Origin of the sequence: Acinetobacter higginsii (genome assembly GCF_000369845.1) — a bacterium.
GTDB classification, from domain to species: domain Bacteria; phylum Pseudomonadota; class Gammaproteobacteria; order Pseudomonadales; family Moraxellaceae; genus Acinetobacter; species Acinetobacter higginsii.
In genome coordinates this window covers 820201-846740 of record NZ_KB850211.1, presented here as the reverse complement: position 1 = coordinate 846740, position 26540 = coordinate 820201, and the positions used below count along the sequence as shown (strand labels likewise).

The following is a 26540-nucleotide window of genomic DNA, read 5'->3' as shown; positions in this document are numbered from 1 at the left end:
CATATAAAGAAATATGCTATGGCTTTTATTTAAATCCAGTTTTACTCACCGCTTCCAACTGATTTCTAAGTGCTTTGGCTGACCATGCTCTGGGTGTGATTTCAGCTTGTTTAATTAACTCAATCAGCTTTTGATTGATTGGTGCTTTTAAATTTAATTGCGTTGCTAAACGAACAACTTCACCATTAATCCAGTCAATTTCGGTGGCTCGCCCCGCCATAAGATCATCTGCCATTGATGAGCGTGCCAACGGATCAATCGCCAGCATTTTCTTGTTCACGATATTGAAAATAGAATTGGGCAGTTTTAATACAAATGGCACGAACTGTGCTGGTAAAGCGGTCAATTGTGCAGGCTTAATTTTTGCGATTTTAAGTAGCTCTAAAGCTTCAATCTGCGCCATTGCCAAGCATTGACGATAGGCTCGAATTGAAAGTTGCTGTTTGAGTGGTAGCTGAGATAACGCATTCACTGAATTATTCAGATTTAGTAATAGCTTTGCCCATTGAATTGCCTGCATATCATCTTCAAGTTTCAGTTCAAGCTGAGCGCTATTAAATGCGATGACAAGCTCATTCAAGCCAGCATGTTTTTTCACATACAAAGCCCCTTCTGTACCTTGATGGAAAACACCATTTCCTAAAGCAGCGACATTAAAAGGCACCATACCTTCAAGAATTGTATGGCCAAACAACACTTGTTTTAGGATAGCAACATTACTTAAACCATTCTGAAAACTAATAATGATGGTGTTTTTCTTTAGAATTTCTTTTAACTCATGTGCAACCTGTTCTGTTGCGGCAGACTTTACACAGACAAAAATGATATTAGCCTGAGCAGCAATGTTTTGATCAGTACTCAGTTGCAGCTTACTCGCTGGAACACTATTCTTTTCACCTAGATAGTCCGAAACAGTCAGTCCATAACATTGCAATTGTTGTTGTATTTGGGGACGCACAATAAAGTCAACATCATACCCTGTTGCTGCTAATCGTCCACCAAGATAACATCCAATATTTCCAGCCCCATAAATACATATTTTCATTGATTTTCCTTGCTGGATTCTATTTCTTAACAACATCACTTTAACCCAAAACATGGAGTTAAGTTGTCACTTGGCTGACAAATTTATTTCTAAGCACAGAATTTAATATTGAGTAATGTTCACTCAGGAACATCTTCTTTTTCTTTACTTTTTAGTGCCCCATGCCATTCTGCCAATACATAACCCATTCCATAAATGTTATGGATGAGTTTAGGAAGAAAATTACGGTCAATCTTATTTCTTAAACGACTAATGGCCACTTCAATCATTTTAGTGTCTGCATCGTGGGTTATATCCCATATCTGTGAAGCGATTAATGCTCTAGGTAAGACCTCTCCACGTCTACTCATGAATAACTCAATCAATGCATATTCTTGAGCTGTAAGATTAATCCGTTTTCCCGCTCGGCTGACACTGCGTTTCCATAAATCAAGTTCAAGGTCGGCAACACAAATTCGGTTGATTTCATGATTCCACTGCTCTCTACTCAATAGACCTTTGATCCGTGTGAGAAGCTCTACCAAAGTAAATGAAAGGCCAAGCCCTTTCATTCGCTCTTCAATTTGATCTCGCGCAATCAAAAATAAAATAGGCATGGTTTTTCCATTCTTGCCCACATCATGCAGAATGTTCCAGCCATTTAAACCAGCAAACATGACATCCAATACCACTAAATCATATTCATTAAACAATAGCGCGAGGTGCTTACCTGTTATTTCATCTGTGACCCAGTCGATCATATAACCTGCTTCTGATAATGCTTGGTTAAGATAACTCCCTATTTTTTGCTCATCTTCGACTAGTAATATTTTCATCTTAAACCTGTTAAAGCCCTGCTTAAGAAGATAATAACGTTGTACAACTTTAAATAGTTTTGAATGACATAAATGTAATTTTGGTGTCATTTCAATGTTCATTTCTACAATAGATCAATATAAAAATTCAGCTTTTGGAGCAAGATAGGTCTGCAAAAAGATGCTTTAAGACGTTTCGCCGAGTTCATAAAAAATAAAAGCCCAGCAATTAAGCTAGGCTTTTAGATATTCCAATAACAAGGTTTATTGAAGATTAGGATCAGCCAATAAAGTTGTCGCGGCAAGTTTTCCAAGATTATTCGAAGCCAATGGGCTATCACCTGTTAATAGTTTACGATCTTGATGAACCTGCCCTGTGATGCCTTTATTTAAGATTTCGACACCTAGTTTTTCGAGATTCTCACCCACCAACCAAGGCAATTGTCCTGGCATATAGCCGATATCAATATTTGCACCTTTATCTAGGGAATCAGGAAACACACAAATCTTGTAGTCCTTAAAAATATAATCTTGCGGATATTCATCTACAGCTGCTGCAAGCAATGAAGCTGGCCCATGACATAGCGTGATCACATATTTATCATTTTTAATGGCCCACTTTAATAGCTGTTTGACTTCTTTGCTTTCAGGAATCTTAGCAAGAACACCATGTCCACCCGGAATAAAGATACCTGCATAAGGTGAATCTGCACTTAAAGCTTGTTCCAGAATATCTGCTAACTTGAGCGGCGCTTTGAGTTGCTTTTCATATTTTTTATACGTATCTAAGACCACTTGTTCTTCATTCGGCATCGCCCACATTTCCAACTTAACTGGATTGCCCGAAAGAGTTGCCACATCAAAGGCAAAGCCCGCATTATCCAAGTGGAACATTGGCAATAACATTTCAACAGGATGATTTCCCGTAGAAAAGAATTTTTCGTTTTGCATCAAGATATAACGTTCATCGGTTGCAATCATTAAAATCCGTTTGTCGCCTTTGTAAGGGTTTGGATAAGTCGTGCCATCGTAATCTGTTTTTGCCGAGGTATATTGGCTCAGCGAATATGGCGATGGGAAAAAAGCATTATCTTCTGCATGGTCTGGACTTGGGTTGCGATCATCAGGATTTGTTGTCATTTTGAGATTCCTCATCAGGTCGTTATGTTTATATGCATACTGCTTGAGTCACCTGCCACACTCAAGTTTTGAGTATGAACAGGCATAGATTGAACACAATTAGGCAAATTCAGACTTAATTTCGAGTACCACTTTGCCCGTATGTTGGCTGCTTTCCAGACATTGATGTGCCTGAGCCACTTCATCAAATGCAAAAGTTTTATAGATCATTGGCTTGCATTGATCCGCTTCAATTAAAGGCCAGACAAATTGCTCAAGTTCTTGAGTAATTTGAGCTTTTTCAGCATTGGTTCTAGCACGCATGGTCGAACCTGTGACAACAGCCCGTTTTAACATCAATTCTTGTATATCAAAGCCATCAACTTTTCGACCACCCATAAAACCGATAATCACCAATCGACCATCACGCTTTAATAATCTCAGATTTTGATTAAAGTAAGCGGCGCCAATAATATCCAAAATCACATCTACACCTTGGCCATCCGTTTGAGCCAAAACTTCTTTTTCAAAATCCTGTGTCTTGTAGTTAATTACCTGTGACACCGAAGCTAACTTTTCAACTTTGTCATCACTTCCAACCGTGGAGAAGTTTTTGATGCCCATTGCATGGCATAAGCTGATTGCTGTGGAACCGATACCACTGGCTCCCCCATGAATCAGTACGGTTTCATTCTTTTTCAACTGTCCAATCTGAAATAAATTTGCCCAAACGGTAAAATAGGTTTCAGGGATAGCCGCTGCTTCGACAAAACTCAGATTCTTTGGAATTTTTAAGGTTTGATTCGCTGGTACCGCACAATATTCTGCATAGCCACCACCATTGGTCAGTGCACAGACCTTATCACCGACTTTAAACTGTGTGACGTGTTCACCTATTTGACTAATTACCCCTGAAACTTCTAGCCCAGGGATGGGTGTGACCCCTTTAGGCATTGGGTATAATCCTTGACGCTGTAATATATCAGGTCGGTTAATACCCGTTGCGTAGACTTCAATGAGCACTTCATCTGCTTTAAGCTCTGGTCGAGGTCCTTGAGTCACTTGTAAAACCTCAGGACCGCCAGCTTGTGTAATTTCGATATATTTCATTTGTTCTACGCTATTTTGATTCATTTAATCATGACTCCATTTGAGTATTAGTATCGGCATGTTTTGGAGGAAAACCAAATTGCTTTTTGAATTCTCGGCTAAATTGAGAAGAGCTCTGATATCCAACAGCATAAGCCGCTTGAGCCACACTTTGGTCTGCGTTTTGCAACAATTGTTTTGCCTTATGCAACCGAACCACTTTCAAATATTGCAATGGTGAATATTGTGTGACTTGTTTAAAGGCTTTATGAAATGCTGAAGTACTCATATTGGCCTGTTCTGCGAGCATCTCAACCGTTAATTTTTCTGTAAAATGATGTTGAATATATTCACAAATTTTATAAATCGGTCTGAGATTGCCCTGAGCGACCAAGCCTGTTAAGGCATCCGCACCTGAATGTTGAATAACGCGATAAAGCAATTCCCTTTTAATTTGATCCCCCAAGATCAATACATCCTGTTCAGACGTCAGTGTATTTAATAAACGGATAAGGACATTCGATATCGTTTGATCATACTGGATCACACTCATTCCTGTGGTGAGTGGCTTAAACTGGTAATTTTCAAAATAGGTTTTAGCCAGTAGTTCATTCACCATATCGGCTTCCAATTTCATGCTGATCGCAATCATCGGTGTTTCAGGACTGGCTATGGTGTCACAATCAAATGGCATTGAAACAGAGACAATTAGGCATTCGTTTTGCTTGAATGAATAAGTTTCCGTGCCAATATAGCCACGTTTTTGCCCTTGCAATACAAACACGAGGGTTGGTTCCTGCAACACCGCAATCGGTGGTGTGTTGTGATCGACACGCATTAGGGTGATGCCATCAATCGAAGTGGCAAAAAAGCCTTCTTTATGCACCAGTTTTAGAAATAAATTGATCAGTGTTTGGTCATTCATCATGTGTCATCTGATGATTTGAAATATGATTTTTATTATTAAATAGCAAACAGATAAAAGCTGTTAGTTTTATGCAGAATTAGGCATGGAAAAGAGAGTTTTGCGAAGCTTCGTTTTGACAAGATGTTGAATATATCTTCTTAGCCCCCATAGATCTAATCTTTTAATTGCATAAAGAAACCAACGTCCTAATTAATCAATTTTTTTTTAATTTGGTTATAAAAAAATTTACCGAAATCATCTGAGAAGAATTGGAATGTGTTCTCATCAGGAGACCAAATTTCAACTACATTCTTACCTTGATTGTTTTTCTCACAATCTAAGACCGCATAATCACCATCATCGAAGTCGTAAAAAACAATATATTTAGATGGTAAATTAGATTGCCTTCTATGCTTTAGTGTAATCCATATAACATCAGGAATTCCTGAATTAATTTTTTCCTCACTAATTACCCCATAGAATTCTTGTCCTGCAATATCTCCACATCCTAATTTTTTGAGAAAAAATCTATAACTATCAGGAAACATTATCCCTAAATGATTCTCAGCTAATTTTACTAAGCTTTCTTCTTTAACCCCATCAAAATCAGCCTCATCAAGATGTAAATTTATTAGAGCAATCGCCTTATTAATATCATCAACACTCATACATATTTACCTTCCACCTAAAATCTTTAGCTCTTTTTCCCAGTACTGTATCCCTTTAATGATTTTTATAAGCTATATAGTAGTTAAAAAACAATTCAAATAAAGATTTAATCTTTTTAAATTTATTAATCCGAAGAGTTTAAGATTTAATAAAACTGACTCGAATCCAACATCTGTAAGGTAATTTTTTTCACTTCATCACGACTTTGCATAATATGCGCTTCAATCGCATTGATCGCTTGTTCAGTGTGTCGATCAAAAATAAAGCCCAAGATTTTTTGATGTTCTTGATAAGTTGCTTCAATCCGATAATCTTTGGAAAAATCCAAACGGCGAATAATCCGAATCCGCTCACTTAAGTCTCGATGAATCCGCGCCATTTCATTATTGCCTGAAGCTCGAACCAAAGCACAATGAAAATCTTCATCTTGCTGTGAAAGTTGTTTAATGTCTTTTAAATATTCAGAAGGTTGTACTAACCACAGATCTTTTAACACCGACAGCTCAACCGAATTGTGGTGGTCAATCTGACAGAGTTTACGAATCGAATCTTTTTCCAAAACAATACGTACATCATAAAGCTCTTCATAGTAACGAAAATTGAGCGGCCGAATCTGCCAACCGCTCCGAAAGCTCACATCAACATAGCCCTCTTGTTGCAAACGATACAAAGCTTGTCGGATTGGGGTACGACTCACATCATAGGCTTTGGCAACTTCAGACTCAGTAAAGCGTTCACCTGGCATCAATTTGAAATCAAAAATATCATTCTTGATACGTTGGTAAACCAGCTCAGACAGATTGTCGGAGCCTTTGCTTGTGTTCTTTATGTTGATGTTCGCTTCTTTCATTCAAGCTTATTCCATATAGACCAATGGTTCACCACTGTGTACGGTTTGCCCTGCTCTACAAATAATGGCTTTAACAATACCATCTTCTTCCGCATAGACAGGTAACTCCATTTTCATGGCTTCAATAATCGCAACAGTTTCACCTTTTTTGATCTCTTGACCATGTTCCACAAAGATCTTCCAGATATTTCCTGTCATTGATGCATTTAAAGAAGAAAGATGGCTGTAATCAACATGATTGGCTTGCTCAATATGTTGTTCAGGTTGCGCAGCAAACTCTTCTTTCCAACGGCTCACCTCAGTGCTAAAGGCTTGTTGTTGCTTGTCTTTAAATGCCGCGATACTTTCCGCTTCATTATCCAAGAATTGTACATAGTCTGCATAGTCAAACTCGGTTTCTTCAATCTGAATCTGAGCACGACCATTTTCAAAATCTGCACGCCATTCATTCAATTCAGCTTCAGTCACAGGGAAATATTTAATCTGGTCAAAGAATTGCAAGAACCATTGCTTATCACCAAATTGCTTGTTCTTTTTAAACTTGTTCCAGATCGGCAGCGTCCGTCCAATCAACTGATAACCACCGGGTGAATCCATGCCATAAATACACATGTACATCCCACCAATACCGACAGTACCTTCCGCAGTAAAAGTACGTGCAGGATTGTACTTAGAGCTGAGTAAACGGTGACGTGGATCAATCGGTACCGCACATGGCGCTGTTAGATAGACATCGCCCAAACCAAGGACTAAGTAGTTAGCATCGAAAATAATATCTTTGACTTCATCACGATGTGCTAGCCCGTTAATACGTTGAATAAAATCAACGTTATTCGGTAACCACGGCGCTTTGGCGCAAACACTTTCCTGATAACGTTCCACTGCACCTAAAGTCGCACTATCTTCAAACGCCATTGGTAAATGCACAATACGCGATGGAATCTTAAGCTGGCTTAAATCACCCATTTGCTCTTCAAGTTTAAGCAATTGATGAATGAGCTCAGCTTGAGGAATCACCAGACCATCATATTTAATTTGTAGTGAACGTACACCCGGTGACAGTTCCAAAACACCTGCAAGATTAGCATCGCGAATCATTTGAATCAGTTGATGTACACGTAAACGAAGTGCCAAATCTAAAACGTTTTCGCCATATTCTAATAAAATATAACTATCACCCGCTTGGCGATAAACGGTTTTTGGTGATAAATCAGTTGGTTCACGTTGAGCCAAAATGGTGGTAAACACGTCTTGAGCAGGTTCAATGGTTTCAACGACCTTGATGGCATCTGCAAAGTTCTGAATATTGTCGATTTGTTTCCGTTCTAATGCATTGGCTTGCTCTGCCGTGATTGGGTAAAAACGGATTTTGTCATCGGCTTTCAGTTGACCTACTTTCCATAGCTCAGCTTTGGCAATGGTTACTGGACAAACGAAGCCACCTAAACTTGGGCCATCTTTTGCTAAAATCACAGGGAAATCACCAGTAAAGTTGATCGCACCAATTGCATATTCACAGTCATGTACATTGGATGGGTGCAAGCCTGCTTCACCGCCATTTTCTCTAGCCCAGCTTGGTGTCGGACCTGAAAGTCTGACGCCTAAACGGTTTGAGTTAAAGTGAACCGTCCACTCAGAGGCAAAGAACTCTTCCACATATTCAGGTTTAAAGAAATCAGGCGCACCGTGCGGTCCATACAACACGGCGATTTCCCATTCATTGCTATATTCAGGGATGAGATCTTTGGATAAGGCTTGAGGCTCATCAATCGCAAGCGGTAATTCCGCACTGGCAAATTGTGCATCGACCATTTTGATCATGTCGCCAACACGTAAAGTCCGTCCTGCATGACCACCAAAATTACCTAATGCAAATGTTGATCGGCTACCCAAATATAGGGGTACATCCAGACCATCACGTACGGCTAAATAAGTACGGCAGCCTGAAGCCACTTGACCAACTTTTAAAATTTGACCAGCTTTGACCTTAATCGGTTGCCAAAAAGCAATGCGTTGATCATCCAACATAGCAGTACAGCTTGCGCCTGTGAGTGCAATGGTGGTATCGGCATGGAACTTTAAGCTTGGACCTACTAAAGTAAACTCAAAACCCGCTGCCTTTGCATCATTACCCACAATACGATTGGCCAGTTGGAAGGCATAATCATCCATAGGACCTGATGGTGGTACACCGATATCCCAATAGCCTGTACGCCCAGGATAGTCTTGAATTGAACTCAATGTACCTGCTTGGATCACCTCAATGACTTTTGGCGAATAGCTGAAATCGTCAAGCATGCGTGTCCAGATTTGCATCGATTCAAATCGCTGGTCTGATACTATGGCACGGGCATAATCCAAGTTGGTGCTGATGCCATTTAAACGCGTTTCCGCTAACACTACTTTTAATTTTTCAATCGCAGTAGCTCGATCTTCCGCATGCACAATAATCTTGGCAATCATTGGATCAAAATACTGAGAAATTTCAGTCCCTGTTTTCACCCAAGTATCAACACGAATACCTTCGGGAAATGACACTTCGGTGAGCACACCTGGACTTGGCTGGAAATTTTTCACAGGATCTTCGGCATAAACTCGGACTTCAATCGCAGCCCCTTGCGGTTGGATATTGCTGAGATAGTCCCAATCCAATGCATCGCCAGCCGCGACTTTGAGCATACACTCGATCAAGTCAAGACCTGTCACCATTTCCGTGACTGGATGCTCTACCTGTAAACGGGTATTCACCTCAAGGAAATAAAATTCATCCCGCTTGGCATCATAAATAAATTCAACCGTTCCTGCACTGCGGTAATTCACAGAGCGACCCAGTTCAACTGCAGCTTGATGTAGCTTTTTACGAGTTGCTTCAGGTAAGTTCGCCGCAGGTGTTTCTTCAACCACTTTTTGGTTACGGCGTTGCAATGAGCAATCACGCTCACCAAACGCCACTACTTGACCTTTACCATCACCAAAAATCTGTACTTCGACATGACGTGCTTTATCAATAAAACATTCAATAAAGACACCCGCATCTTTAAAGAACTGCTCACCGAGGCGTTTCACGCTTTCATAAGCATCGGCTAGTGCTTGTGGGGTATCGCAACGAGTGAGGCCAATACCACCACCACCCGCAGTGCTTTTGAGCATGATTGGATAACCAATCCGCTCAGCTGCAGTCAATGCTTCCTCCAAACTGTCCAACAAACCGGTACCAGGAGTCATTGGTACATGAGCCGCTGCGGCAAGTTCACGTGCGCGGTGTTTTAGACCAAATTCTAGAATCTGTTCTGCAGTTGGCCCCATAAAGGCAATGTTATTTTCTTCACAAGCACGAGAGAAATCTGCACTCTCAGACAGGAAACCATAGCCCGGAAAAATTGCTTCTGCCCCAGTCTGTTTAGCGGCTTGAATCAGTTTTTCGATACTCAAATAAGTATCAGCTGGTTTTAAACCATCCAGTGCAATTGCGACATCTGCATCCTGTACATGCTGTGCATAACGGTCGCTGTCTGAATAAACCGCGACACTGGTAATGCCTAATTTTTTCAGCGTTCGAATTGCTCTAACAGCAATTTCACCACGGTTTGCAATAAGTACGGTCTTAAACATGATGATTTCCCCCTAAAAATTAATTGGCTGCATTTGCTACTTGGTTATTGCGATGTTGGATATACGCTCTCCAACCGCCAAAATGGCTGATATTCTCTGCATCGCCTAAGCCATAGGGTTCACAAATAAAGCCTTTAACCCAACGACCATCTTCAAGTTCGACATTGCCCATACCCAATGGGGTTGGAATTTCTGCTACAAACTCACCGAAGCGTGCTGTTGGTACATCCCAGAGCTCGACAATGATGCTTTGTCCATCTTGCTGACGCGCTAAACCTGGTTTTGGTGGAACCGTGCCATTCAAGGCATACAGCGCATAATCCTGAGAGGTTTTGGTGGTTTCGACATGCACGGCACCACGTGTGGTGAGTTGAAAATTCAGTGGCATTCCCGTTAGATGTGCCCCTACAACCGCAACACGAATATGGTGAGGAGATAACAAAGTTGGTGCACTTGCTACAGCTAATGTCTTATCTAAAGCACCAAGTTTCAGTGCTAAATAGTTCTGCCATGCTTTACCAAAATGTACTAAGGCTGCATCATGCCAAGCAGGTGCAATTAAAGTGATGCCAAAAGGTAGGTTGTCAGCTCTAAAGCCTGCGGGTAATGCCAAGGCACTTAAATCAGCGAGGTTGGTGAAATTGGTATACGTGCCGAAATGCGCGTTATATTCAATCGGATGCTGTTGCATTTGTTCAATGGTATAAATCGTTGGTGAAGTTGGCACGATCAAGGCATCAAACTCAGCCAAGCTGTCTTGAATTTTACGGGTCAAATCCTGTTTTAAATATTCAGCGTTGTAGGCATTCACGGCTGAATACTTTTCACCTTGTTGAATAATTTCTAAAACTGTCGGATCAAAATCAGCAGCATTGGTTTTGAGTAGATCAGCAGCCGCAGCAGTACGCTCTGCGACCCAAGGGCCTTGATAAAGTTGTGCTGCAAGTTGCTCAAAAGCAGAAAAGTCAATGCGAGTGATTTCCGCATTTAAGCTTTCCAGTAGTTGAATGGTGTGTTGAAAGGCTTTTTCGGCCGATTCATCACCAAAGAAGTTCAATTTATTCGGAATGGCAAATTTCAATTTGCTGGAAAAACGTGCAGGTACGTTTTTAGGATGTTGACGCGAATAGCTATCAAGCGCATCGTAAGCTTCAACTTGATTGGCAACCAACTCAGCATCAGTCACTGTGAGAGCGAAGATTGAAATACAATCAATACTCTTTACTGCGGGTAATAGGCCACGATTAGAAAAGCGGCCTTTGGTTGGCTTTAAACCGACTATGTTATTGAACGCTGCAGGCACACGACCTGATCCTGCGGTATCAGTCCCGAGAGAAAATGGGACCAAACCTCTTGCTACCACACTGGCCGAACCTGAACTTGAGCCACCACTGACATATTCAGGCTTAAAACTATTCGGTACCGCCCCAAAGGGTGAACGTGTGCCAACCAAACCTGTGGCAAATTGATCAAGGTTGGTTTTGCCAACAACAATCGCTCCGGCTTGTTTAAGTAAACGAACCGTTTCAGCATCTTGTGTTGCAACAGTATTCAATGCCTTGCATGCTGCTGTGGTAACAAAACCAGCCACATCAATATTGTCTTTGACTGCAAATGGCACACCATAGAGAGGAAATTGTTTTTGCAGATTTTCTGTATCTTGAGTCAGTTGCTTTAAAGATTGGATTTGTTGCTCAACTAAATCTGTACTCGCGAGAGAAATCCAAGCAACATCCTTTGGATCAAGTGCAGAAACTAACTCCTTCAAAATATCGAGTTGAATTTCTTGCTTTAAATACGCCGTTTGCCATTCAGAAATTGTCCAGCCTAAAGTTTTTATTTCGCTCACTTTATGAATCCTATCTTGTATACAAGTTTGAATAGATAAAAGCAGAAAGCGTGCCAAAAATATTTTTAATATATAAATTAACAGTTTAGTAGAAAACTAAAATACTAGCTCGTTTGAATGGTTTAATGATGGTGCTAAAAAGATTCGACAGAAATACTGATGCGCTATAACTCAGCAAATTTTTATTGAGAGAGAAAGGATCAAAACAAAGACAATGAAATGCTATTTAAATTATTTATATTTATAAGATTATTTATTTACTTTTAGATAGTTAGCTAGATCTTCAAACTCAGTTGCGACAGCCTGAATTGCTTGCTGCTCCATGGCTCTAAACTTCTTGAGCACCACTTGCCCCAATTCGGTTAGCACTGCACCACCACCATGCGTTCCACCCGTTTGGGTATCGACCAGATTAGAATGAAAGCATTGGTTCATGGTATCCACCAATTGCCATGCACGGCGATAACTCATGTCCATAGACTTTGCTGCTTGGGATATTGATCCTGTACGATAGATCGCTTCAAGTAGATCAGCCTTACCCGGACCAAAAGCAATCTGCTCATCAGATAAGATTCGCACATGTAGCTTTAATTGTGCTTTTGACATTGCATATTATCCAAGATTTGATGATGTATTTCACATCATCAAATCCTATCATTTTTAAATTAGAAATGAATCACGGTACGGATCGACTTACCTTCATGCATTAGGTCAAAGGCATGATTAATATCGTCCAACGGCATAGTATGCGTTACAAATGGTGCCAACTCAATTTCACCTTTCATTGCATCTTCTACCATTTTCGGTAATTGGCTACGGCCTTTTACACCACCAAAAGCAGTTCCCATCCATTTACGTCCTGTCACCAACTGGAATGGACGTGTTGAGATTTCTTGACCTGCACCTGCAACCCCAATAATAACCGATTGTCCCCAGCCACGATGTGCACATTCCAGTGCCGAACGCATCACATTGGTATTGCCAATACATTCAAAAGAATGGTCAACGCCCCAACCTGTCATTTCAACAATGACTTGCTGAATAGGTTGCTCATAATCTTTTGGATTAAGGAAATCTGTTGCGCCAAACTGTTTTGCCAGTTCAAATTTATCTGGATTGGTATCAATGACAATAATACGCCCAGCTTTGGCTTGACGTGCGCCTTGTACAACTGCAAGACCAATACCACCTAAACCAAACACAGCAACACTGTCACCTTCCTGTACTTTCGCAGTGTTCTGTACTGCACCAATCCCTGTGGTTACACCACAACCGAGTAAACACACTTGTTCGTGATTGGCTTCAGGGTTAATTTTTGCTAGAGACACTTCTGCAACAACGGTGTATTCACTAAAGGTTGAACAACCCATATAGTGATAAATCGGTTGTCCATTATAAGAAAAACGTGTTGTGCCATCTGGCATCACACCTTTACCTTGAGTTGCACGAACAGCAACGCATAAATTGGTTTTGCCCGATTTACAGAATAAGCATTCTTTACACTCAGCGGTATACAACGGAATCACATGGTCACCGACTGCAACACTGGTCACGCCTTCACCAACCTGCACCACAACCCCTGCACCTTCATGGCCTAGCACTGCCGGGAAAACACCTTCAGGATCATCACCTGACAAAGTGAAGGCATCAGTATGGCACACACCAGTATGGGTAATTTTAATCAGGACTTCACCCGCTTTAGGTGGTTCAACATCAAGCTCTACGATTTGTAATGGTTCGCCTGCGGCAAAAGCAACGGCTGCACGAGATTTAATCACAATGACACTCCTGAATTTTACTTTAAATAAGATTTAAGAATTTTACTGACTTGAATGAGCTCTTGACTGCGTTGCAACTCAGATGACTCACCGACAACTAAAGTGTCTTTGAGATGAATTTCGAGAAGTTCCGTCATCAAACCATTTAATGCGCCACGAACTGCACAGATTTGCTGCAAAATATCAGCACATTCTGTGTCACTTTCCAAAGCACGTTCCACACTCTGAACTTGACCTTGGATTCGTCTTACACGTGTGAGAATCTTTTTTTTATCCTCTAATTGTTTAGGCATAATGTCGACCACATTAAATCTAAAAATATACTATACACCAGTATAGTACTTAAGCTCAATATTTATTGATCTAGATTCTATTAGGCTGTACTCATTGGAACTTATTTACATATAAAATTAAATTATTAAAATGATAACTTGTTGATTATATTTATAATTACATTTCACCCTTGGAACAAACAAACATTTAGATATATAAGAAAATCAATCATCTATACATTACTGTTGGATCCACACGCTTGATCAATAAAATGATAAACAATTCATACCATTTTAAGATAATGACACTTGTTATCATGTTAGGAATTGGTGGTTGTTCTTTGCCACCCAATCAGAACCCTGATCGGAGTAACTCCTTGCATACGAAAACAAAGTGGATGAATGATCCACAAGCCGATCTTAATATTGAAAAAGGTTTAACTGCATTTTTAGCATTGGATGATGCCTTTTTAAGTATTGCTTCCCGTATTCATTTAATTCGAAATGCCAAGCATCAATTGGATTTACAATATTATATTTGGAATGACGATGCGATCGGCAACATGATGCTGCATGAGTTGCTCAAAGCTGCTGATCGTGGGGTAAAAGTCCGTTTATTGATTGATGATCAGAATGGCATAAAACTAGATAAAACCTTAAAAGCCCTTGCCCAACATCCAAATTTTGAAATCCGTATTTTCAATCCTTATAAATTTAGACACTTACGCTTTATTGATTATGTTTTTAGACTAAAACAGATTAATCATCGTATGCACAATAAGCTTACCATTGCCGATCATTCAATTGCAGTGACAGGTGGCCGTAATATCAGTAGCGAATATTTTGATGCCAGCGACCAATTTCAATTTAGCGACATGGACATTTTGTTCTATGGTAAAGCGGTTGATCGAGCAGAAGAGGTTTTCGATGAATTCTGGTCAGATAAACTCAGCTATTCAACAGAACAATTAATGGGTTCTGGCAAGCCTCAACAACTGGAAAGTTTAAGAAATACTTATAAAGCCTTAGATCAGGTTGATACACCCACCGAAGATAAACTCGAAGCCGCTCAAGATTATTTAAAATTACGTCTACAAAATTATCCAATCCAATGGGCAAAAGCACATTTTGTCGCAGATCATCCGAATAAGGCCTTAGGACAAGCCAAAGATCAGGAGCTTTTATATGCTCAAGTTCTGAACATTATGGGTAAACCAGCACAACATATGGAATTAGTCTCGGCTTATTTTGTTCCTACAAAACAAGGAACCACCTACCTCAATCAGCTCTCCAAAGATGGTATCCAAGTCCGTGTATTGACCAATAGCTTGGTGGCCAATGATGTCGCCGTGGTGCATTCTTTTTACAGCCAATACCGTAAACCACTTTTACAAAATGGCGTACAACTGTATGAGTTTAAACCGAATATTGAACGTAAAAAACGGACTTGGTATGAAATTGCGACAGGGAGCGTGATTCCTGTAAAAGGTAAGAACCGTTCAAGTTTGCATGCCAAATTTTTTGATGTTGATGGAAAAGTTTTTATTGGTTCGTTTAACTTTGACCCACGCTCTGCCCATTTAAACACTGAAGTTGGTTTAGTAGTGGAATCTGATCATTTACAAGACCAAATCACCGCCATGCTGGATCAGCATTTATTACAAGTGGCTTATCAGCTCAAATTAGATCAAAACGGCAATATTGTGTGGTATGAACATAAAGAAAATGGTGAGGTTATTGAGCACCATCACGATCCTGAAAGTACCAGATTCCAACGTTTTACCATGTACTTTGTGTCTTATTTTCCCGTTGAATGGATGATGTAAATCATCCATTCAATAAGATTTAATTTGCTGAATTGACCTCTTTTTTCATTCTAAAGAGCGATATTTTTTTAATTATTTTGTGCTAAGTTACGATTATAATTAACATAAAAGATAACCATATGATTTCGGAAAAAGATTGGAAAAAATATTCAGCAAGTATTTGCTGTTGCACACAAGTCATCTTTACATGCGTCTATTGCAACAGTAGATCCTTCAGGGCAGCCGACCATCACCCCTATAGGCACAATCTTTTTAAATGACAACCAAACCGCTTATTTCTTTGATACATATACTGAAAAGCTAAGTGAGAACCTTATTCAAAACACCCAAGCTTGTATTCAAGCGATTAATACCAATAGGTGGTTCTGGTTAAAGTCCTTCATCAAAGGTCATTTTGATCATCATTTTGGCATACGCTTATATGTCGAAATTGGTGATTTACGTCCAGCCACGGAACAGGAAAAGCTTGCCTTTGATCGGCGGACTAAACCGCTACAATGGACAAAAGGAAGTCAATTGATTTGGTCTGAATTTACTCATGTAAGAGAATTCAAAATCAATACGTTTAGATGGGTTAAATATCCTCGGATGATGGCACATTTAACTTAACCCAAAGTCATTTCAAACAAACACAGCCCTTCTATCTCTAACGGCATCTTAATCTGTGTAAAAGATGCCTGTTCAAGTGCATCCAAATGCTCTTGTTTGGTCATATAAAGCTGATCATTTTGCATCGCATGTGCTGCACACAAATGATCACACACTAAATAATAGCCTTGAGGTTTTAATAGGGTTTTTACGATTTTATGAAAATCGGTTGCATAGCATTTATGTCGAAGCTCATGTAATGCTTGATGGATAATAATCAAATCATACTTCTGAGAGAATGTATTCTGCCAATCAGCAGCTTTAAAGCTTCCAATAATATAGGTTGCCTGTGCTCTTTCAACAGTATTGAGCTTTTCTTGTGCTAGTTGATGCATCGCTTCTGAAAAATCAAAAGCAGTATATTCAATGTTAGTAAGCTGTGAGAGCAAATGTTGGGCTAAAAAACCAGGCCCAGAACCAAGTTCTAGTACCTGATATTGTTCAGAAACATGCTGTCTAATGAGATTGGCATAATACTCAAAGAAGTCCTTGCGCCACGGCCTTTTTATATTCGCCGTTTCTTGCCACTCCAAAGCATCAGCGAAATTTCTTAAATCAATTGGGCTTGCGACATCCTGCATTTATTTCCTCTTCTTTATATTTATACCAAGCCAATTTGTTCAAAAAATTGCTTATAGGCTTCAGCTTTCTTTTCCAGTGCTAATGGATAGGCTCGTGATGATGATGGTAATCGGTATAAATTCAATTCTCGATCAGCATAATTTACCTGCACCGACTGTCCAATCATAGGCTTACTAGCTTGCTCTGGAAAGTGTAACATCAGCGTATCTGTTGCTTTATCGCCTGTAGTCATGATGGTATGGCACATTGGAATTTGTTCCAGTAATTTGGATAAATCTGTAGGCGTGACAATTTCTAAAAATTTATCAGAAGCATTACCTTGCAAACGTTTCACTTGATAGGCTGTGTCAAAAATTCCTACACCAATTTGAGTTAAGAACTCACGAATCAGTTGCTCTTTAAAGTTTTTATTGGGCAAATCTAAAAAGTGATCTTTATCATTAAAAAAGATCAGACCAAAGATTCGCCACATATCATTTTGATAGTTCGGATAGTAAAAATCCATCTTCCAGCGAGTTTGCGGCGGCGGAAAACTGCCCAACATTAGTAGCTTTGCAGTCACAGGTAAAAAAGGTTGCAATGGATGTGTTTCTATTTCTATATCAGTCATTTATTTAAAGAGCCAAATTTTAAATTAAGTGAAGAAACTTTTGAACTTATTATAGTAAATTACATTGTTTATGAATAATCAACTGCTTAGCCACACTTTCTCTTTTATCATAATTATTTTCGCTCAAGTCATTCACTAATTGATTGGTTTTATTTTCTATCTCATTTTGTTGTTTACCAAGCAAAAAACCAGCATATACATCATTGTTGATCTTATAGTGTTTATTCAAATCCATTAAAAATCGATCAACTTTTTCATCTTTTTTTAATTCTTTAATTGTAAATTTAGAAATTTCAAATCCGTGAGCCATAGCTATTACACCTAACCTTTTTGCATTATCATCGTTTTTTGCAATATTATTTAATTCTGAACAACTAAAAGCTAATTTTATTAATTCTGATTTCATAAAAAACTCATCTTTAGTCAATTCTTCTTTACCATAACTCGACTGAGCCATAAATAGAATTAATATCATTAAAGTTTTTAATTTTGCATTCATCTAATTTGTCCTAAAAAATACGATCACTTTAAGAAAATGTAACATTTTTAAAGTTTAGATGATATAGAGTAAGTGTTTATACCTAGATAATATTTCAACAGATATCTTTTACTCCTGTTGGGTAGATATTCTGTAATTTAGAGCGGTCAGTGACCAGTTCCGTATAAAATTGATTACTTATAATCCTTAAAGTGGATGGAGTATTTTTTATTCCTAGGCCAACTAAAAATTTTCTTCTGTTGTTTTTTTGAAATATACACCGATGCAACCTAAGTCACACCCATTGAATTTCATACCAACTTATTGAATTTATTTATTAATGTAAAAACCTATCTAGGCTCTATTGTTCAAACCAATATTGCTAATCGCACCTTTTCAAGTATTTTTAAATTAGGTGAATTAACCTAAAAAAACTTTCTTTACTAACAAACTTGCCTCATAGTTTTTATTTATACTGAATAAAACAGCAATCTCTAAAACTGGCATTTTATTAAATTAGGGACTTACAACATCTGCTTTCTCAAGCATTAAATTGTGACTGAGTCATTTCACCTAAATAGCAAATAAATACCAACAATATTTCTGTTCAGAAATTTGTTATTATCAAGTCTAATTATTAAGTTAATTTTACAGCATAAAAAGTAAAGAGGCTTACACAAAATTCATCACTTTTTTCATATAACATCCAAAAAATTAAAGAGTTTCAAAAATAAGTTATTAATGTTTAATAAATTTATTGGTTCTTTTCACCCAGTATCGAAAACATCAATGGTAATTTTTTGCCAAAATGCTCAATCCTGTATTTTTCATTCTCTTTCGTCATATTGGCAAAACAGTTATAGGATGAATAATCATATTCTTTGAATTCCAGAACATTTATTCTATGATTGATTAAACTTGTAAATATTTCACTCAGGCTATGATTCCAAGTGATTGATTGATAGTTTATTTCTGCTGATTTATCTGCATAAGAGCCAGTAGATGTTTCACTTATAGGGTCATTTTTGAAGTAGCTATATGTTATATTTTTAATTTCATCATCAAACATCCATATGACTGGATGAAATTCAACAATTAAAAATTTACCTCCAATTTTTAAGAAACTGGATATCACCTTAGCCCATAAATCTAAATTTTCTAACCATCCTATAACGCCATAACTCGTAAATACGTAATCGTATTTTTTGTCTAAAATACTGGGTAGTTCATAAATATTGGAGCAAATAAACTCTACATTTAAACCCAATTCATCGTTAAACTCTTTTGCTTTTTTAATGGCTTCTTCTGAAAAATCTATAGCTGTAACATTAGCTCCAAGTTGAGCCAAAGACATAGAATCTTGTCCGAAATGACACTGTAGGTGTAGTATGGATTTTCCTGAAATATCTCCTAAAATACCCAGTTCTATTGGGTTTAGCGTGTTTCTTCCTCTTAGAAAGGAAATATTGTCATAAAACTCGCTCTTGATATGCGCATTTGTTTTTAAATTCCAAGCATGCTTATTGATACTGATATAGTCACTCATCTTTTACCCTTTTAAGAACTTAAAAATTTGTTTTAATTATAAAAAGAAAGCCCTTAAGGGCCTTCTTTTACATCTAACCTAAGCATTAAATTGTGATTGAGTCATTTCACCTAAATAGCAAATTGAGATCGCAAATAAATTCTCTGGCTGAGCCGTAGGATCATTCTTTTGGATCCACTCGGCGCCAATGACGCTTAATTCATTCAATTTAGATTTAGAAACTGGTGGCAAGAATGTTTCTAGCGGTAGCTGAATACTAAAATTTCTGGTATTGCCATTATTACTCTTATCATTAAATGTATAAGCAATTAAGTACCAATGATATTTCTGTTCAGACATTTGTTATTCTCAAGTTTAATTATTGAGCTATTTTTATAGCATAAAAAGTTAAGGTGCTTACTCAAAATTCATCACTTTTTTCATATAAATAAAGGACTCATAACACATTGTGACAATCTTTAAATGACTAAGGATTGTCACAAGATCAACGGATAATCAGAGAATTGTTTCAATCACAATTGTGATTTTAGTAGACCTCTGTCTTTTAAAATCGGCAAAACGTGGTCCCTGAAATATGGAAATTCTTGCGTATAATTGAGGAAAGATAAGGTACTGCCTGAAAAACCTGTTTCATATAACAGTATCAACCCTTCAGCAACTTGTTCAGGAGTACCAACCAATGGAAAACCGCCATGACCTACGGCAATCCGTTGGCGCAATTGTTCACGTAAATCAGCTGGGAAAGATTTACAAAACGAAAATAAGGTATCCATTAATTGCTCTATGGCACCGTGATCTGCATTATTTAATTGTCGATCCCACTCAGCTTTGGCTTCTTCTTCAGTAGTACGGCAAATCACATGGGCAAAAGTCAGGACTTTAATTTTCCGACCTAATGTTTCGGCTTCATCTTTAAGTTCTTTAATTTCTGTCATTGAACGTGCTAGATCGGCAGCAGGCGTAAATAAAAAATCTGAATTTTTAATGGCGAACTCACGCCCTTCTTTTGAACCAGCGGCATTAAAAATGGGTGGAAATATTTGAGGATTAGGTTTGCCGTAAGTCCCTTGAGTTTGAAAAAATTTACCATCCCAATTGAATGGCTCAGTACTTTGCCAAGTCTTTTTAATTAATTCATACCATTCTTGTGCATAACCATATCGTGTCTCATGATCATCAGGTAATTGTAAACCCATAGCGTCGTATTCAGGTTTATTCCACCCTGCGACGATGTTTAGACCGACACGATTATCACTGACTTGGGCCATGGTTGCGATTTGTTTTGCGATGACAATTGGATGATTCAGTACTGTATGTAAAGTAGCGAAAATCTGAATATTTTTAGTTTTTGCTAATAATGCAGATGTCCATGTCACGGTCTCTAACACCGTTCCATGAAAATCCTTTTTGCCACCATGACCAATAAAACGTGCCGCGGATAACATGAAATCAATTCCTGCATCATCGGCCATTTGCGCTAATTCTAGATTTTGGCTCCAACTCGCATCCCAGCCATCATCTAGAGTTGAAGGTGTTAAGCCTCCAGAGCAATTAGAGGCAAAAATGCCCAATTTAAAATGATCAGATAAATTGAAGTTGTGTTGATGCATGTTTTTTTCCTTTTTAATATATATCGTTAAAATGTGGAATGGGAAAATCAACTTCCCGAAAAAAACCAACCTTTATCAAAGTAAGGAGTTATTTCTCTATGTTATAAAATCGGTCTTGCTGTAGTTAAATTTTCTATAAATTATGTGAAATTTAATTTAGCTTAGCAAAATAAATATCAATTAGAAAAGCCATTTTATAATAGAATATCAAACTAAATTCAAAATAATCGTCAGATAATGTGATTGACAAACATTCAGTAATTCATCTATAAATTATTATAAATTTCATATATCTATAAAATCTAGGAATAAGCACAATGGAACATCAGAATGATCTTCATCCTTTGGTTGCTCCATTAGCAGTGCTTAACTACCTACATGAAGCACATCAATACATCGATAAAAACCTAACAGTGATGCAAGTTTATAACTTAATGACAGGTCATCCACCCTTTTGGCTACGTATCGCATTTAAGATCAGAGATTTTTTAAGTTTAAAGTTTGGAGGTATTCAACCAATTAAAGGCTTTAGTTCGGTTAAACCTGAAAATATTGCGGTCAACGAAAAGTTGGATTTTTTTGATGTGGTGAAAATTACGGACAAGGAATTATATTTACAGTCTACAGATAAACATCTCAGTGTATTAGTTGCATTACAGCTTCAGGAACATGATGAGTTTAAGAATGAATTAACGGTCACAACCAGTGTGATTACTTATAATTTTTTTGGAAAGATTTATATGCTTCCTGTCTCCTTGGTACATGATTTAATCGTTAAAAATTCATTAAAAAATTTAAATTACTAATTTTCAAGTTCAACCACTGGAAGTCTTTATTGAGTATTCCCTCCAGTGGTTAAGTTTCAAACAGAAGATTCCTAAAACTATATTTTCATATTAATTCCAAGCTGAAAACCTCGTCCAGGTAATGGCGCAATATATTTCAAAGGCGAATTATGCGGTCTCGCCTCCTCATTCAGTAAATTTGAACCGTTCAGGAACACGTCAATATCAGAGTTCTTAAATTTTAGATGCTTGCTAATCTGCATATCGACCATATTGAAGGCTGGCAATGGCTCTTCCTCCGAAACATTCTTGCCTAGGTATTTCGGTTTATCATAATAAATACTTGAGAGACGTGCCGCCCAATCCCCTTTACTCCACTCTACGCTTGCACCGTAGCGACTGGTTGGCATGTTTGGTAAATAATTGCCATCATTAAACAAGCTCGTTCGATTCGGATTTAAATTTTTATTTTTCACAAAATCAGCAAACACGCCTAGGGTAAAAAGCCCCAAATGCTGTGTATTAATTTTTTGTTTTAGATCAACTTCAAAACCTGTGATTTCAGTATCTGTTTGAGTCCAGTATTTGAGTGGTAAGCGGTTCGCCGTTTGCATGCCAGAATGAGTGAGATAGAGATAGTTTTCAAATTTCATCTTATACACGGTAGCCTCAAGATTAAAATCTTGATAATTGAATAAAGCGGTCAGCTCTGTATTTTTAGATTTTTCAGGCGCTAACTTTTGATTTCCTTGCTCATTAACCATGATCGAATAGTGATTACCACTGGCATAAAGTTCATTCAGCTCAGGCGCACGCTCTGATACTGAATATCTAAGCTTCATGCCTAGATAGTCATTCATTCTGAGATATGAACCAAAACTATAGCTTTCTAAATCGAAATTAGTATCTTGCAACTTAGAATTCGGCGAGTTGCGAGAGACTTTAAAATCACTGTCTTTGATCGAGTGATCAATACGTTCTTGGCGATAACCTGCATCGAAAGAAAGCCAATCTAGATCAATTTTCTCTTGAACAAAAATGGCGTGTGTCTTGGTATTTACATTGGGTAAATAGCGTAGTTTCCCCTGTCCTTCAACAGTTCGATTACTCTGACTCAGCCCAAGTAGACCATTTAAATACGGCAAAGGTTGATGTCTGAATAGTATTTCAGCTTGTTTGGTATCAAAGCGGTAATCATTTGCTAACTGTGTCCCGAGATATTCACCTGAACGATTGATCACTTGATTCGCTTTGAAGTCGATTCCCTTCAAAAATGGTGTATCAAAATTATATTGACTATCCAATGTATATTTTCGTTGATCCGTCTTTATTCCTACAGGTAGACCATCATCATAAGAAGATTGAAACGACTTATTTTCTAAAGAAAAGCCTGGTACACCGTATGCATTTTTCTGGGAATCTGCACTCAAGCCAATATAGCCATTTTGCAGAAAGTAAGTACTTCCGATCGCATAATGCTGATTTTCCAAATAGCTATTGCCTAGCTTTCGATTGTAATTTGGTGTCACATCGTTATTAATTCTGTTTTCTTTAAACTTGGGTGTATCAGCAATATATTCAGGATTTGCTGGGTTGATATATGTCTTACCACTCCAAACAGATGACGGCTTATCGGTATAGAATGAAAATTTCCCATCTGCCCAATCTGGATTTTCAGTCATAAATTGGTCAATATATTTTTGCGATGCGGTGTTATAGATCTGCTGTATGCGCGTATCTTTTTGACAAGCATCTGCCAACGCTGAATTCACACCACCTGTTGCAGGAAATACTGCGCTATTACATTGCTCAGCCTTGCTGTCACCTGGAATTTTATAAGAAGAAATGTCTTGTTTAGAAAATAAAAAATTGGTTGAAAAGTTGCTTTGATTATTTAAATTCAGCTTAAAACCATGTGCATCTGTATTATTCCAACCTTTTCGCACAGCCAACTCTAAATTATGATCTTTCTTGGGAATTTCTTTGCTAATCAGACCATTCTCTACATTTACACTACCACCGATGGCATTTCCGCCGTATCGCACACTATCCGATGACTTATTTACCTGAATAGATTGATTAAATAAAGGATCAAATGGAATGGCAATATTACCACTGATAGCATTCATGCCATAAATCGATAGTCCATCCTCAAGAATTTGTACACGATTGCCACTTAAGCTGCGGATAACTGGTGCTCCTGCATTGGGACCAAAAGCACTACTCTGTACACCTGACACCTGCTTGAGTGCATCCCCTAAAGTTTGATTTTGTGTATTTCGATTCTCTACAACAATATTGTTCCCGATTGAAAGATCTGTTTCTGCTTTTAAACTGATTTTTGGCAAAATGACAGAACTGTCCTGCTCATCTGCAGATGCTTGCTGATGAATGAATAGAATGGCTATTGCCAAGGCTTTATAACGCACATTGAACTCCTTATTTTCAATTGTTATGTTATAACATAACAATTGGGTATTCAAACAAAACCTAAGCTTCATTTTTTATTCTTAATGTGCGTGAAAAAGACATCGCTCAAATCCTTTTGAGCAATTAAGTATTCTATGATTGATTAAAGTAATTCAGAGGCAACTTTAAGTAGCGGATTCCATTAGACTCAGATTCTGGGAATCGGCCTGCATCCATATTGATTTGAATTGCCGGTAGAATAAGCTTAGGCATCGACAAAGTCGCATCACGTGCTTGACGCATTTGTACAAACTCATGCTTCAGTGTTTTTGCATTTAAGTGAATATTGCTATGCTTCTGTGCTCGAATATCTGTTTCATAACTATATGTATCACGACCTTCTGGTTTATAGTCGTGACATAAAAAGACACGTGTAAGTTCTGGCAATTGATACAGTTTTTGCACAGAATCAAATAAGATATTTGCACTGCCTTTTGGGAAATCACAACGCGCCGTTCCATAATCGGGCATAAATAAGGTATCACCAATAAAAACAGCATCACCGATCACATAACTTAAGCACGCAGGTGTATGTCCTGGTGTCGGTAGGTTATATGCCGCTAAGTTTCCGATACGGAAATGTTCATGGTCTTTAAACAGATAATCGAACACTTGATGCGTATTAAAATATTTCATATCAATATGATAAATCGCACTAAATGTTTCCTGAACAATGGCAATTTTCTCACTCATGGCAATCTTGCCGCCAAGCTTAGATTTCAGATATTGTGACGCCGTTAAATGATCGGCATGAACATGCGTTTCCAATATCCATTCAACGGTAAGGGCTTGAGATTCAATATAAGCAATGATCTCATCTGCATGCTGTGTAGATGTTGATGCCGAGGCAGCATCATAATCCAAAACACTATCAATAATTGCACAATGTTTTGTTTCAGCATCATGTACAACATAACTAAAGGTATTACTTTGCTCATCAAAAAAGGCTTTGACTGTTGGATGTTGCACTGCATTTCTCCTACTGTTTGGCCCAAAGACGATGGATCAACATGCCGAGCAGCATTGCTCCAATAAAATACCAAATTTCAAAATAACCCAGTCCGATTAGGGTAATTGCGGGTGCTGGGCAAATGCCTGCAATTCCCCAACCCATACCAAATAATATCGCACCTGTGATCAACTTCTTATCAATTTGATTATTGTTTGGTAAAGCAATCGCCTCACCTGATAATGTTTTGGGATTGCGCAAGGCTTTCTGAAATGGGATAAATGCAACTGCAATTGCACCAATCATCACAAACATCAAACTAATATCCCATGTGCCAAAAATGTCAAGAAAACTTAATACCTTCTCAGGATTTGACATTCCAGAAACCAAGAGCCCTAGTGCAAATAGACTACCAAAGATCAATGCAAACAAATTCTTCATTATGCTGCTCCCAGAATATGACGCATCACATACACTGTCACAAAACCAGCGAACATAAATGTAATTGTGGCAACCATTGAACGTGGCGATAAACGGCTAATCCCACAGATTCCATGTCCACTGGTACAACCTGAACCTAAACGTGTCCCAAAGCCCACCAACAGTCCAGCAATGATCAAAGCGAGCGGAGATGACTGCATGATAATTTCAGGTTTTACAAAAATTTGATAAATAAAGGGTGTAATAATCAGGCCTAATAAAAACCAAAAAGCCGAACTACGCAAAAATGTTTTGGGCTGTAATAATTGGGCAATCAAACCACTCACACCCGCGACACGCCCATTGACATATAAATAACCAACAGCCGCTAATCCAATTAACGCGCCACCAATTAAAGCTAGAATAATACTTGCCATCATCCTCTCACTAATCAATATATATTTTTATAATATATTATTTTAAATAATAATTAAATAAATCTATTCAATACTAGCGCTTAATCGCTTATTTTTACGAAAAATGGCATAAATTGGTAAGCATTTCCTAAAATTAAGTCATTTAATTTGACTATTGAGCATAAAAACATGCTTTGAACAAGCATCTTATTTCTTG

At 38.1% G+C, this 26540-nt stretch carries 24 protein-coding genes and 1 pseudogene; 3 read left to right on the top strand and 22 right to left on the bottom strand.

The window, feature by feature from the left end; all coding sequences use genetic code 11:
• Nucleotides 1–25: 25 nt before the first annotated feature.
• From F885_RS15930 to F885_RS15985, 12 genes are all read right to left on the bottom strand, one after another.
• Nucleotides 26–1045, bottom strand: coding sequence for a 2-dehydropantoate 2-reductase (locus F885_RS15930; RefSeq protein WP_005313643.1), 1020 nt, complete (start codon nucleotides 1043–1045; stop codon nucleotides 26–28).
• 119 nt (nucleotides 1046–1164) lie between these two features.
• Nucleotides 1165–1860, bottom strand: coding sequence for a winged helix-turn-helix domain-containing protein (locus tag F885_RS15935; RefSeq protein WP_032859015.1), 696 nt, complete (start codon nucleotides 1858–1860; stop codon nucleotides 1165–1167).
• Between the two features lie 243 nt (nucleotides 1861–2103).
• Entirely contained in the window at nucleotides 2104–2979 is an 876-nt protein-coding gene (hchA, locus tag F885_RS15940) for a glyoxalase III HchA (RefSeq protein ID WP_005313637.1), read from the bottom strand.
• A 99-nt stretch (nucleotides 2980–3078) separates the two neighbouring features.
• Nucleotides 3079–4092: an NAD(P)H-quinone oxidoreductase gene (locus F885_RS15945; RefSeq protein WP_005313635.1), complete on the bottom strand. Its 1014-nt coding sequence runs from the start codon at nucleotides 4090–4092 to the stop codon at nucleotides 3079–3081.
• 4 nt (nucleotides 4093–4096) lie between these two features.
• Complete coding sequence (locus tag F885_RS15950; RefSeq protein ID WP_005313633.1) at nucleotides 4097–4975, bottom strand: AraC family transcriptional regulator; 879 nt, start codon at nucleotides 4973–4975, stop codon at nucleotides 4097–4099.
• A 185-nt stretch (nucleotides 4976–5160) separates the two neighbouring features.
• Nucleotides 5161–5622, bottom strand: a complete 462-nt coding sequence (locus F885_RS15955) for an SMI1/KNR4 family protein (protein WP_005313631.1) — start codon at nucleotides 5620–5622, stop codon at nucleotides 5161–5163.
• A 146-nt stretch (nucleotides 5623–5768) separates the two neighbouring features.
• Nucleotides 5769–6473, bottom strand: a complete 705-nt coding sequence (locus F885_RS15960) for a GntR family transcriptional regulator (protein ID WP_005313629.1) — start codon at nucleotides 6471–6473, stop codon at nucleotides 5769–5771.
• A gap of 6 nt (nucleotides 6474–6479) precedes the next feature.
• Nucleotides 6480–10085, bottom strand: coding sequence for an urea carboxylase (gene uca / locus F885_RS15965; RefSeq protein ID WP_005313627.1), 3606 nt, complete (start codon nucleotides 10083–10085; stop codon nucleotides 6480–6482).
• Nucleotides 10086–10104: 19 nt separating this feature from the next.
• On the bottom strand, nucleotides 10105–11934 hold the full coding sequence (atzF, locus tag F885_RS15970; protein WP_005313623.1) for an allophanate hydrolase: 1830 nt from the start codon (nucleotides 11932–11934) through the stop codon (nucleotides 10105–10107).
• A gap of 249 nt (nucleotides 11935–12183) precedes the next feature.
• Nucleotides 12184–12540, bottom strand: coding sequence for a winged helix-turn-helix domain-containing protein (locus tag F885_RS15975; protein WP_005313621.1), 357 nt, complete (start codon nucleotides 12538–12540; stop codon nucleotides 12184–12186).
• A 59-nt stretch (nucleotides 12541–12599) separates the two neighbouring features.
• Nucleotides 12600–13709 (bottom strand): S-(hydroxymethyl)glutathione dehydrogenase/class III alcohol dehydrogenase, encoded by a 1110-nt coding sequence (locus F885_RS15980; RefSeq protein WP_032859012.1) that lies wholly within the window; start codon nucleotides 13707–13709, stop codon nucleotides 12600–12602.
• A gap of 20 nt (nucleotides 13710–13729) precedes the next feature.
• Entirely contained in the window at nucleotides 13730–14005 is a 276-nt protein-coding gene (locus F885_RS15985; protein WP_005313619.1) for a metal/formaldehyde-sensitive transcriptional repressor, read from the bottom strand.
• A gap of 296 nt (nucleotides 14006–14301) precedes the next feature.
• On the opposite strand from F885_RS15985, the gene F885_RS15990 reads away from it, so the two are divergent.
• Nucleotides 14302–15810: a phospholipase D family protein gene (locus F885_RS15990; protein WP_005313616.1), complete on the top strand. Its 1509-nt coding sequence runs from the start codon at nucleotides 14302–14304 to the stop codon at nucleotides 15808–15810.
• 119 nt (nucleotides 15811–15929) lie between these two features.
• Nucleotides 15930–16419, top strand: a pseudogene (locus F885_RS20530) (pyridoxamine 5'-phosphate oxidase family protein).
• On the opposite strand, the gene F885_RS15995 reads toward F885_RS20530, so the two are convergent.
• The 6 genes from F885_RS15995 to F885_RS16020 form a co-directional block, all read right to left on the bottom strand.
• Nucleotides 16416–17039 (bottom strand): class I SAM-dependent methyltransferase, encoded by a 624-nt coding sequence (locus F885_RS15995; RefSeq protein WP_005313613.1) that lies wholly within the window; start codon nucleotides 17037–17039, stop codon nucleotides 16416–16418. The pseudogene F885_RS20530 and the gene F885_RS15995 sit on opposite strands and share 4 nt — an antisense overlap.
• A 20-nt stretch (nucleotides 17040–17059) precedes the next feature.
• Nucleotides 17060–17650, bottom strand: a complete 591-nt coding sequence (locus tag F885_RS16000) for a uracil-DNA glycosylase family protein (protein ID WP_005313610.1) — start codon at nucleotides 17648–17650, stop codon at nucleotides 17060–17062.
• A 49-nt stretch (nucleotides 17651–17699) separates the two neighbouring features.
• Nucleotides 17700–18149 carry a hypothetical protein gene (locus tag F885_RS16005; RefSeq protein WP_005313607.1) on the bottom strand — a complete coding sequence of 150 codons (450 nt, stop codon included), beginning with the start codon at nucleotides 18147–18149 and terminating at the stop codon, nucleotides 17700–17702.
• A 733-nt stretch (nucleotides 18150–18882) separates the two neighbouring features.
• The gene (locus F885_RS16010) at nucleotides 18883–19674 is read right to left on the bottom strand and encodes a class I SAM-dependent methyltransferase (protein WP_005313605.1); all 792 of its coding nucleotides are present in this window, start codon (nucleotides 19672–19674) and stop codon (nucleotides 18883–18885) included.
• Between the two features lie 78 nt (nucleotides 19675–19752).
• The gene (locus tag F885_RS16015) at nucleotides 19753–20013 is read right to left on the bottom strand and encodes a hypothetical protein (protein WP_005313602.1); all 261 of its coding nucleotides are present in this window, start codon (nucleotides 20011–20013) and stop codon (nucleotides 19753–19755) included.
• 173 nt (nucleotides 20014–20186) lie between these two features.
• Complete coding sequence (locus F885_RS16020) at nucleotides 20187–21284, bottom strand: LLM class flavin-dependent oxidoreductase (protein ID WP_005313599.1); 1098 nt, start codon at nucleotides 21282–21284, stop codon at nucleotides 20187–20189.
• Nucleotides 21285–21601: 317 nt separating this feature from the next.
• Between F885_RS16020 and F885_RS16025 the strand changes: the two genes are divergently transcribed.
• Nucleotides 21602–22090 carry a DUF2867 domain-containing protein gene (locus F885_RS16025; protein ID WP_005313597.1) on the top strand — a complete coding sequence of 163 codons (489 nt, stop codon included), beginning with the start codon at nucleotides 21602–21604 and terminating at the stop codon, nucleotides 22088–22090.
• A 77-nt stretch (nucleotides 22091–22167) separates the two neighbouring features.
• Here the strand turns inward: F885_RS16025 and F885_RS16030 are convergent, their stop codons facing one another.
• The 4 genes from F885_RS16030 to F885_RS16045 all read right to left on the bottom strand — a co-directional run bounded on the left by F885_RS16030 (nucleotide 22168) and on the right by F885_RS16045 (nucleotide 26344).
• Entirely contained in the window at nucleotides 22168–24498 is a 2331-nt protein-coding gene (locus F885_RS16030) for a TonB-dependent receptor (RefSeq protein WP_005313594.1), read from the bottom strand.
• A 133-nt stretch (nucleotides 24499–24631) separates the two neighbouring features.
• Nucleotides 24632–25507, bottom strand: a complete 876-nt coding sequence (locus tag F885_RS16035) for an MBL fold metallo-hydrolase (protein ID WP_005313591.1) — start codon at nucleotides 25505–25507, stop codon at nucleotides 24632–24634.
• 10 nt (nucleotides 25508–25517) lie between these two features.
• Complete coding sequence (locus F885_RS16040; protein WP_005313588.1) at nucleotides 25518–25928, bottom strand: DUF6691 family protein; 411 nt, start codon at nucleotides 25926–25928, stop codon at nucleotides 25518–25520.
• Complete coding sequence (locus tag F885_RS16045; protein ID WP_005313585.1) at nucleotides 25928–26344, bottom strand: YeeE/YedE family protein; 417 nt, start codon at nucleotides 26342–26344, stop codon at nucleotides 25928–25930. Before F885_RS16045 ends, F885_RS16040 begins: the two co-directional genes overlap by 1 nt.
• Nucleotides 26345–26540: the final 196 nt, after the last annotated feature.

What these genes read in the sequence shown, in the direction of transcription:
- F885_RS15930 (WP_005313643.1), bottom strand. Translation starts at nt 1,045, where the DNA reads ATGAAAATATGTATTTATGGGGCTGGAAATATTGGATGTTATCTTGGT.
- F885_RS15935 (WP_032859015.1), bottom strand. Translation starts at nt 1,860, where the DNA reads ATGAAAATATTACTAGTCGAAGATGAGCAAAAAATAGGGAGTTATCTT.
- hchA (WP_005313637.1), bottom strand. Translation starts at nt 2,979, where the DNA reads ATGACAACAAATCCTGATGATCGCAACCCAAGTCCAGACCATGCAGAA.
- F885_RS15945 (WP_005313635.1), bottom strand. Translation starts at nt 4,092, where the DNA reads ATGAATCAAAATAGCGTAGAACAAATGAAATATATCGAAATTACACAA.
- F885_RS15950 (WP_005313633.1), bottom strand. Translation starts at nt 4,975, where the DNA reads ATGATGAATGACCAAACACTGATCAATTTATTTCTAAAACTGGTGCAT.
- F885_RS15955 (WP_005313631.1), bottom strand. Translation starts at nt 5,622, where the DNA reads ATGAGTGTTGATGATATTAATAAGGCGATTGCTCTAATAAATTTACAT.
- F885_RS15960 (WP_005313629.1), bottom strand. Translation starts at nt 6,473, where the DNA reads ATGAAAGAAGCGAACATCAACATAAAGAACACAAGCAAAGGCTCCGAC.
- uca (WP_005313627.1), bottom strand. Translation starts at nt 10,085, where the DNA reads ATGTTTAAGACCGTACTTATTGCAAACCGTGGTGAAATTGCTGTTAGA.
- F885_RS15975 (WP_005313621.1), bottom strand. Translation starts at nt 12,540, where the DNA reads ATGTCAAAAGCACAATTAAAGCTACATGTGCGAATCTTATCTGATGAG.
- F885_RS15985 (WP_005313619.1), bottom strand. Translation starts at nt 14,005, where the DNA reads ATGCCTAAACAATTAGAGGATAAAAAAAAGATTCTCACACGTGTAAGA.
- F885_RS15990 (WP_005313616.1), top strand. Translation starts at nt 14,302, where the DNA reads ATGTTAGGAATTGGTGGTTGTTCTTTGCCACCCAATCAGAACCCTGAT.
- F885_RS15995 (WP_005313613.1), bottom strand. Translation starts at nt 17,039, where the DNA reads ATGCAGGATGTCGCAAGCCCAATTGATTTAAGAAATTTCGCTGATGCT.
- F885_RS16000 (WP_005313610.1), bottom strand. Translation starts at nt 17,650, where the DNA reads ATGACTGATATAGAAATAGAAACACATCCATTGCAACCTTTTTTACCT.
- F885_RS16005 (WP_005313607.1), bottom strand. Translation starts at nt 18,149, where the DNA reads ATGAATGCAAAATTAAAAACTTTAATGATATTAATTCTATTTATGGCT.
- F885_RS16010 (WP_005313605.1), bottom strand. Translation starts at nt 19,674, where the DNA reads ATGAGTGACTATATCAGTATCAATAAGCATGCTTGGAATTTAAAAACA.
- F885_RS16015 (WP_005313602.1), bottom strand. Translation starts at nt 20,013, where the DNA reads ATGTCTGAACAGAAATATCATTGGTACTTAATTGCTTATACATTTAAT.
- F885_RS16020 (WP_005313599.1), bottom strand. Translation starts at nt 21,284, where the DNA reads ATGCATCAACACAACTTCAATTTATCTGATCATTTTAAATTGGGCATT.
- F885_RS16025 (WP_005313597.1), top strand. Translation starts at nt 21,602, where the DNA reads ATGGAACATCAGAATGATCTTCATCCTTTGGTTGCTCCATTAGCAGTG.
- F885_RS16040 (WP_005313588.1), bottom strand. Translation starts at nt 25,928, where the DNA reads ATGAAGAATTTGTTTGCATTGATCTTTGGTAGTCTATTTGCACTAGGG.
- F885_RS16045 (WP_005313585.1), bottom strand. Translation starts at nt 26,344, where the DNA reads ATGGCAAGTATTATTCTAGCTTTAATTGGTGGCGCGTTAATTGGATTA.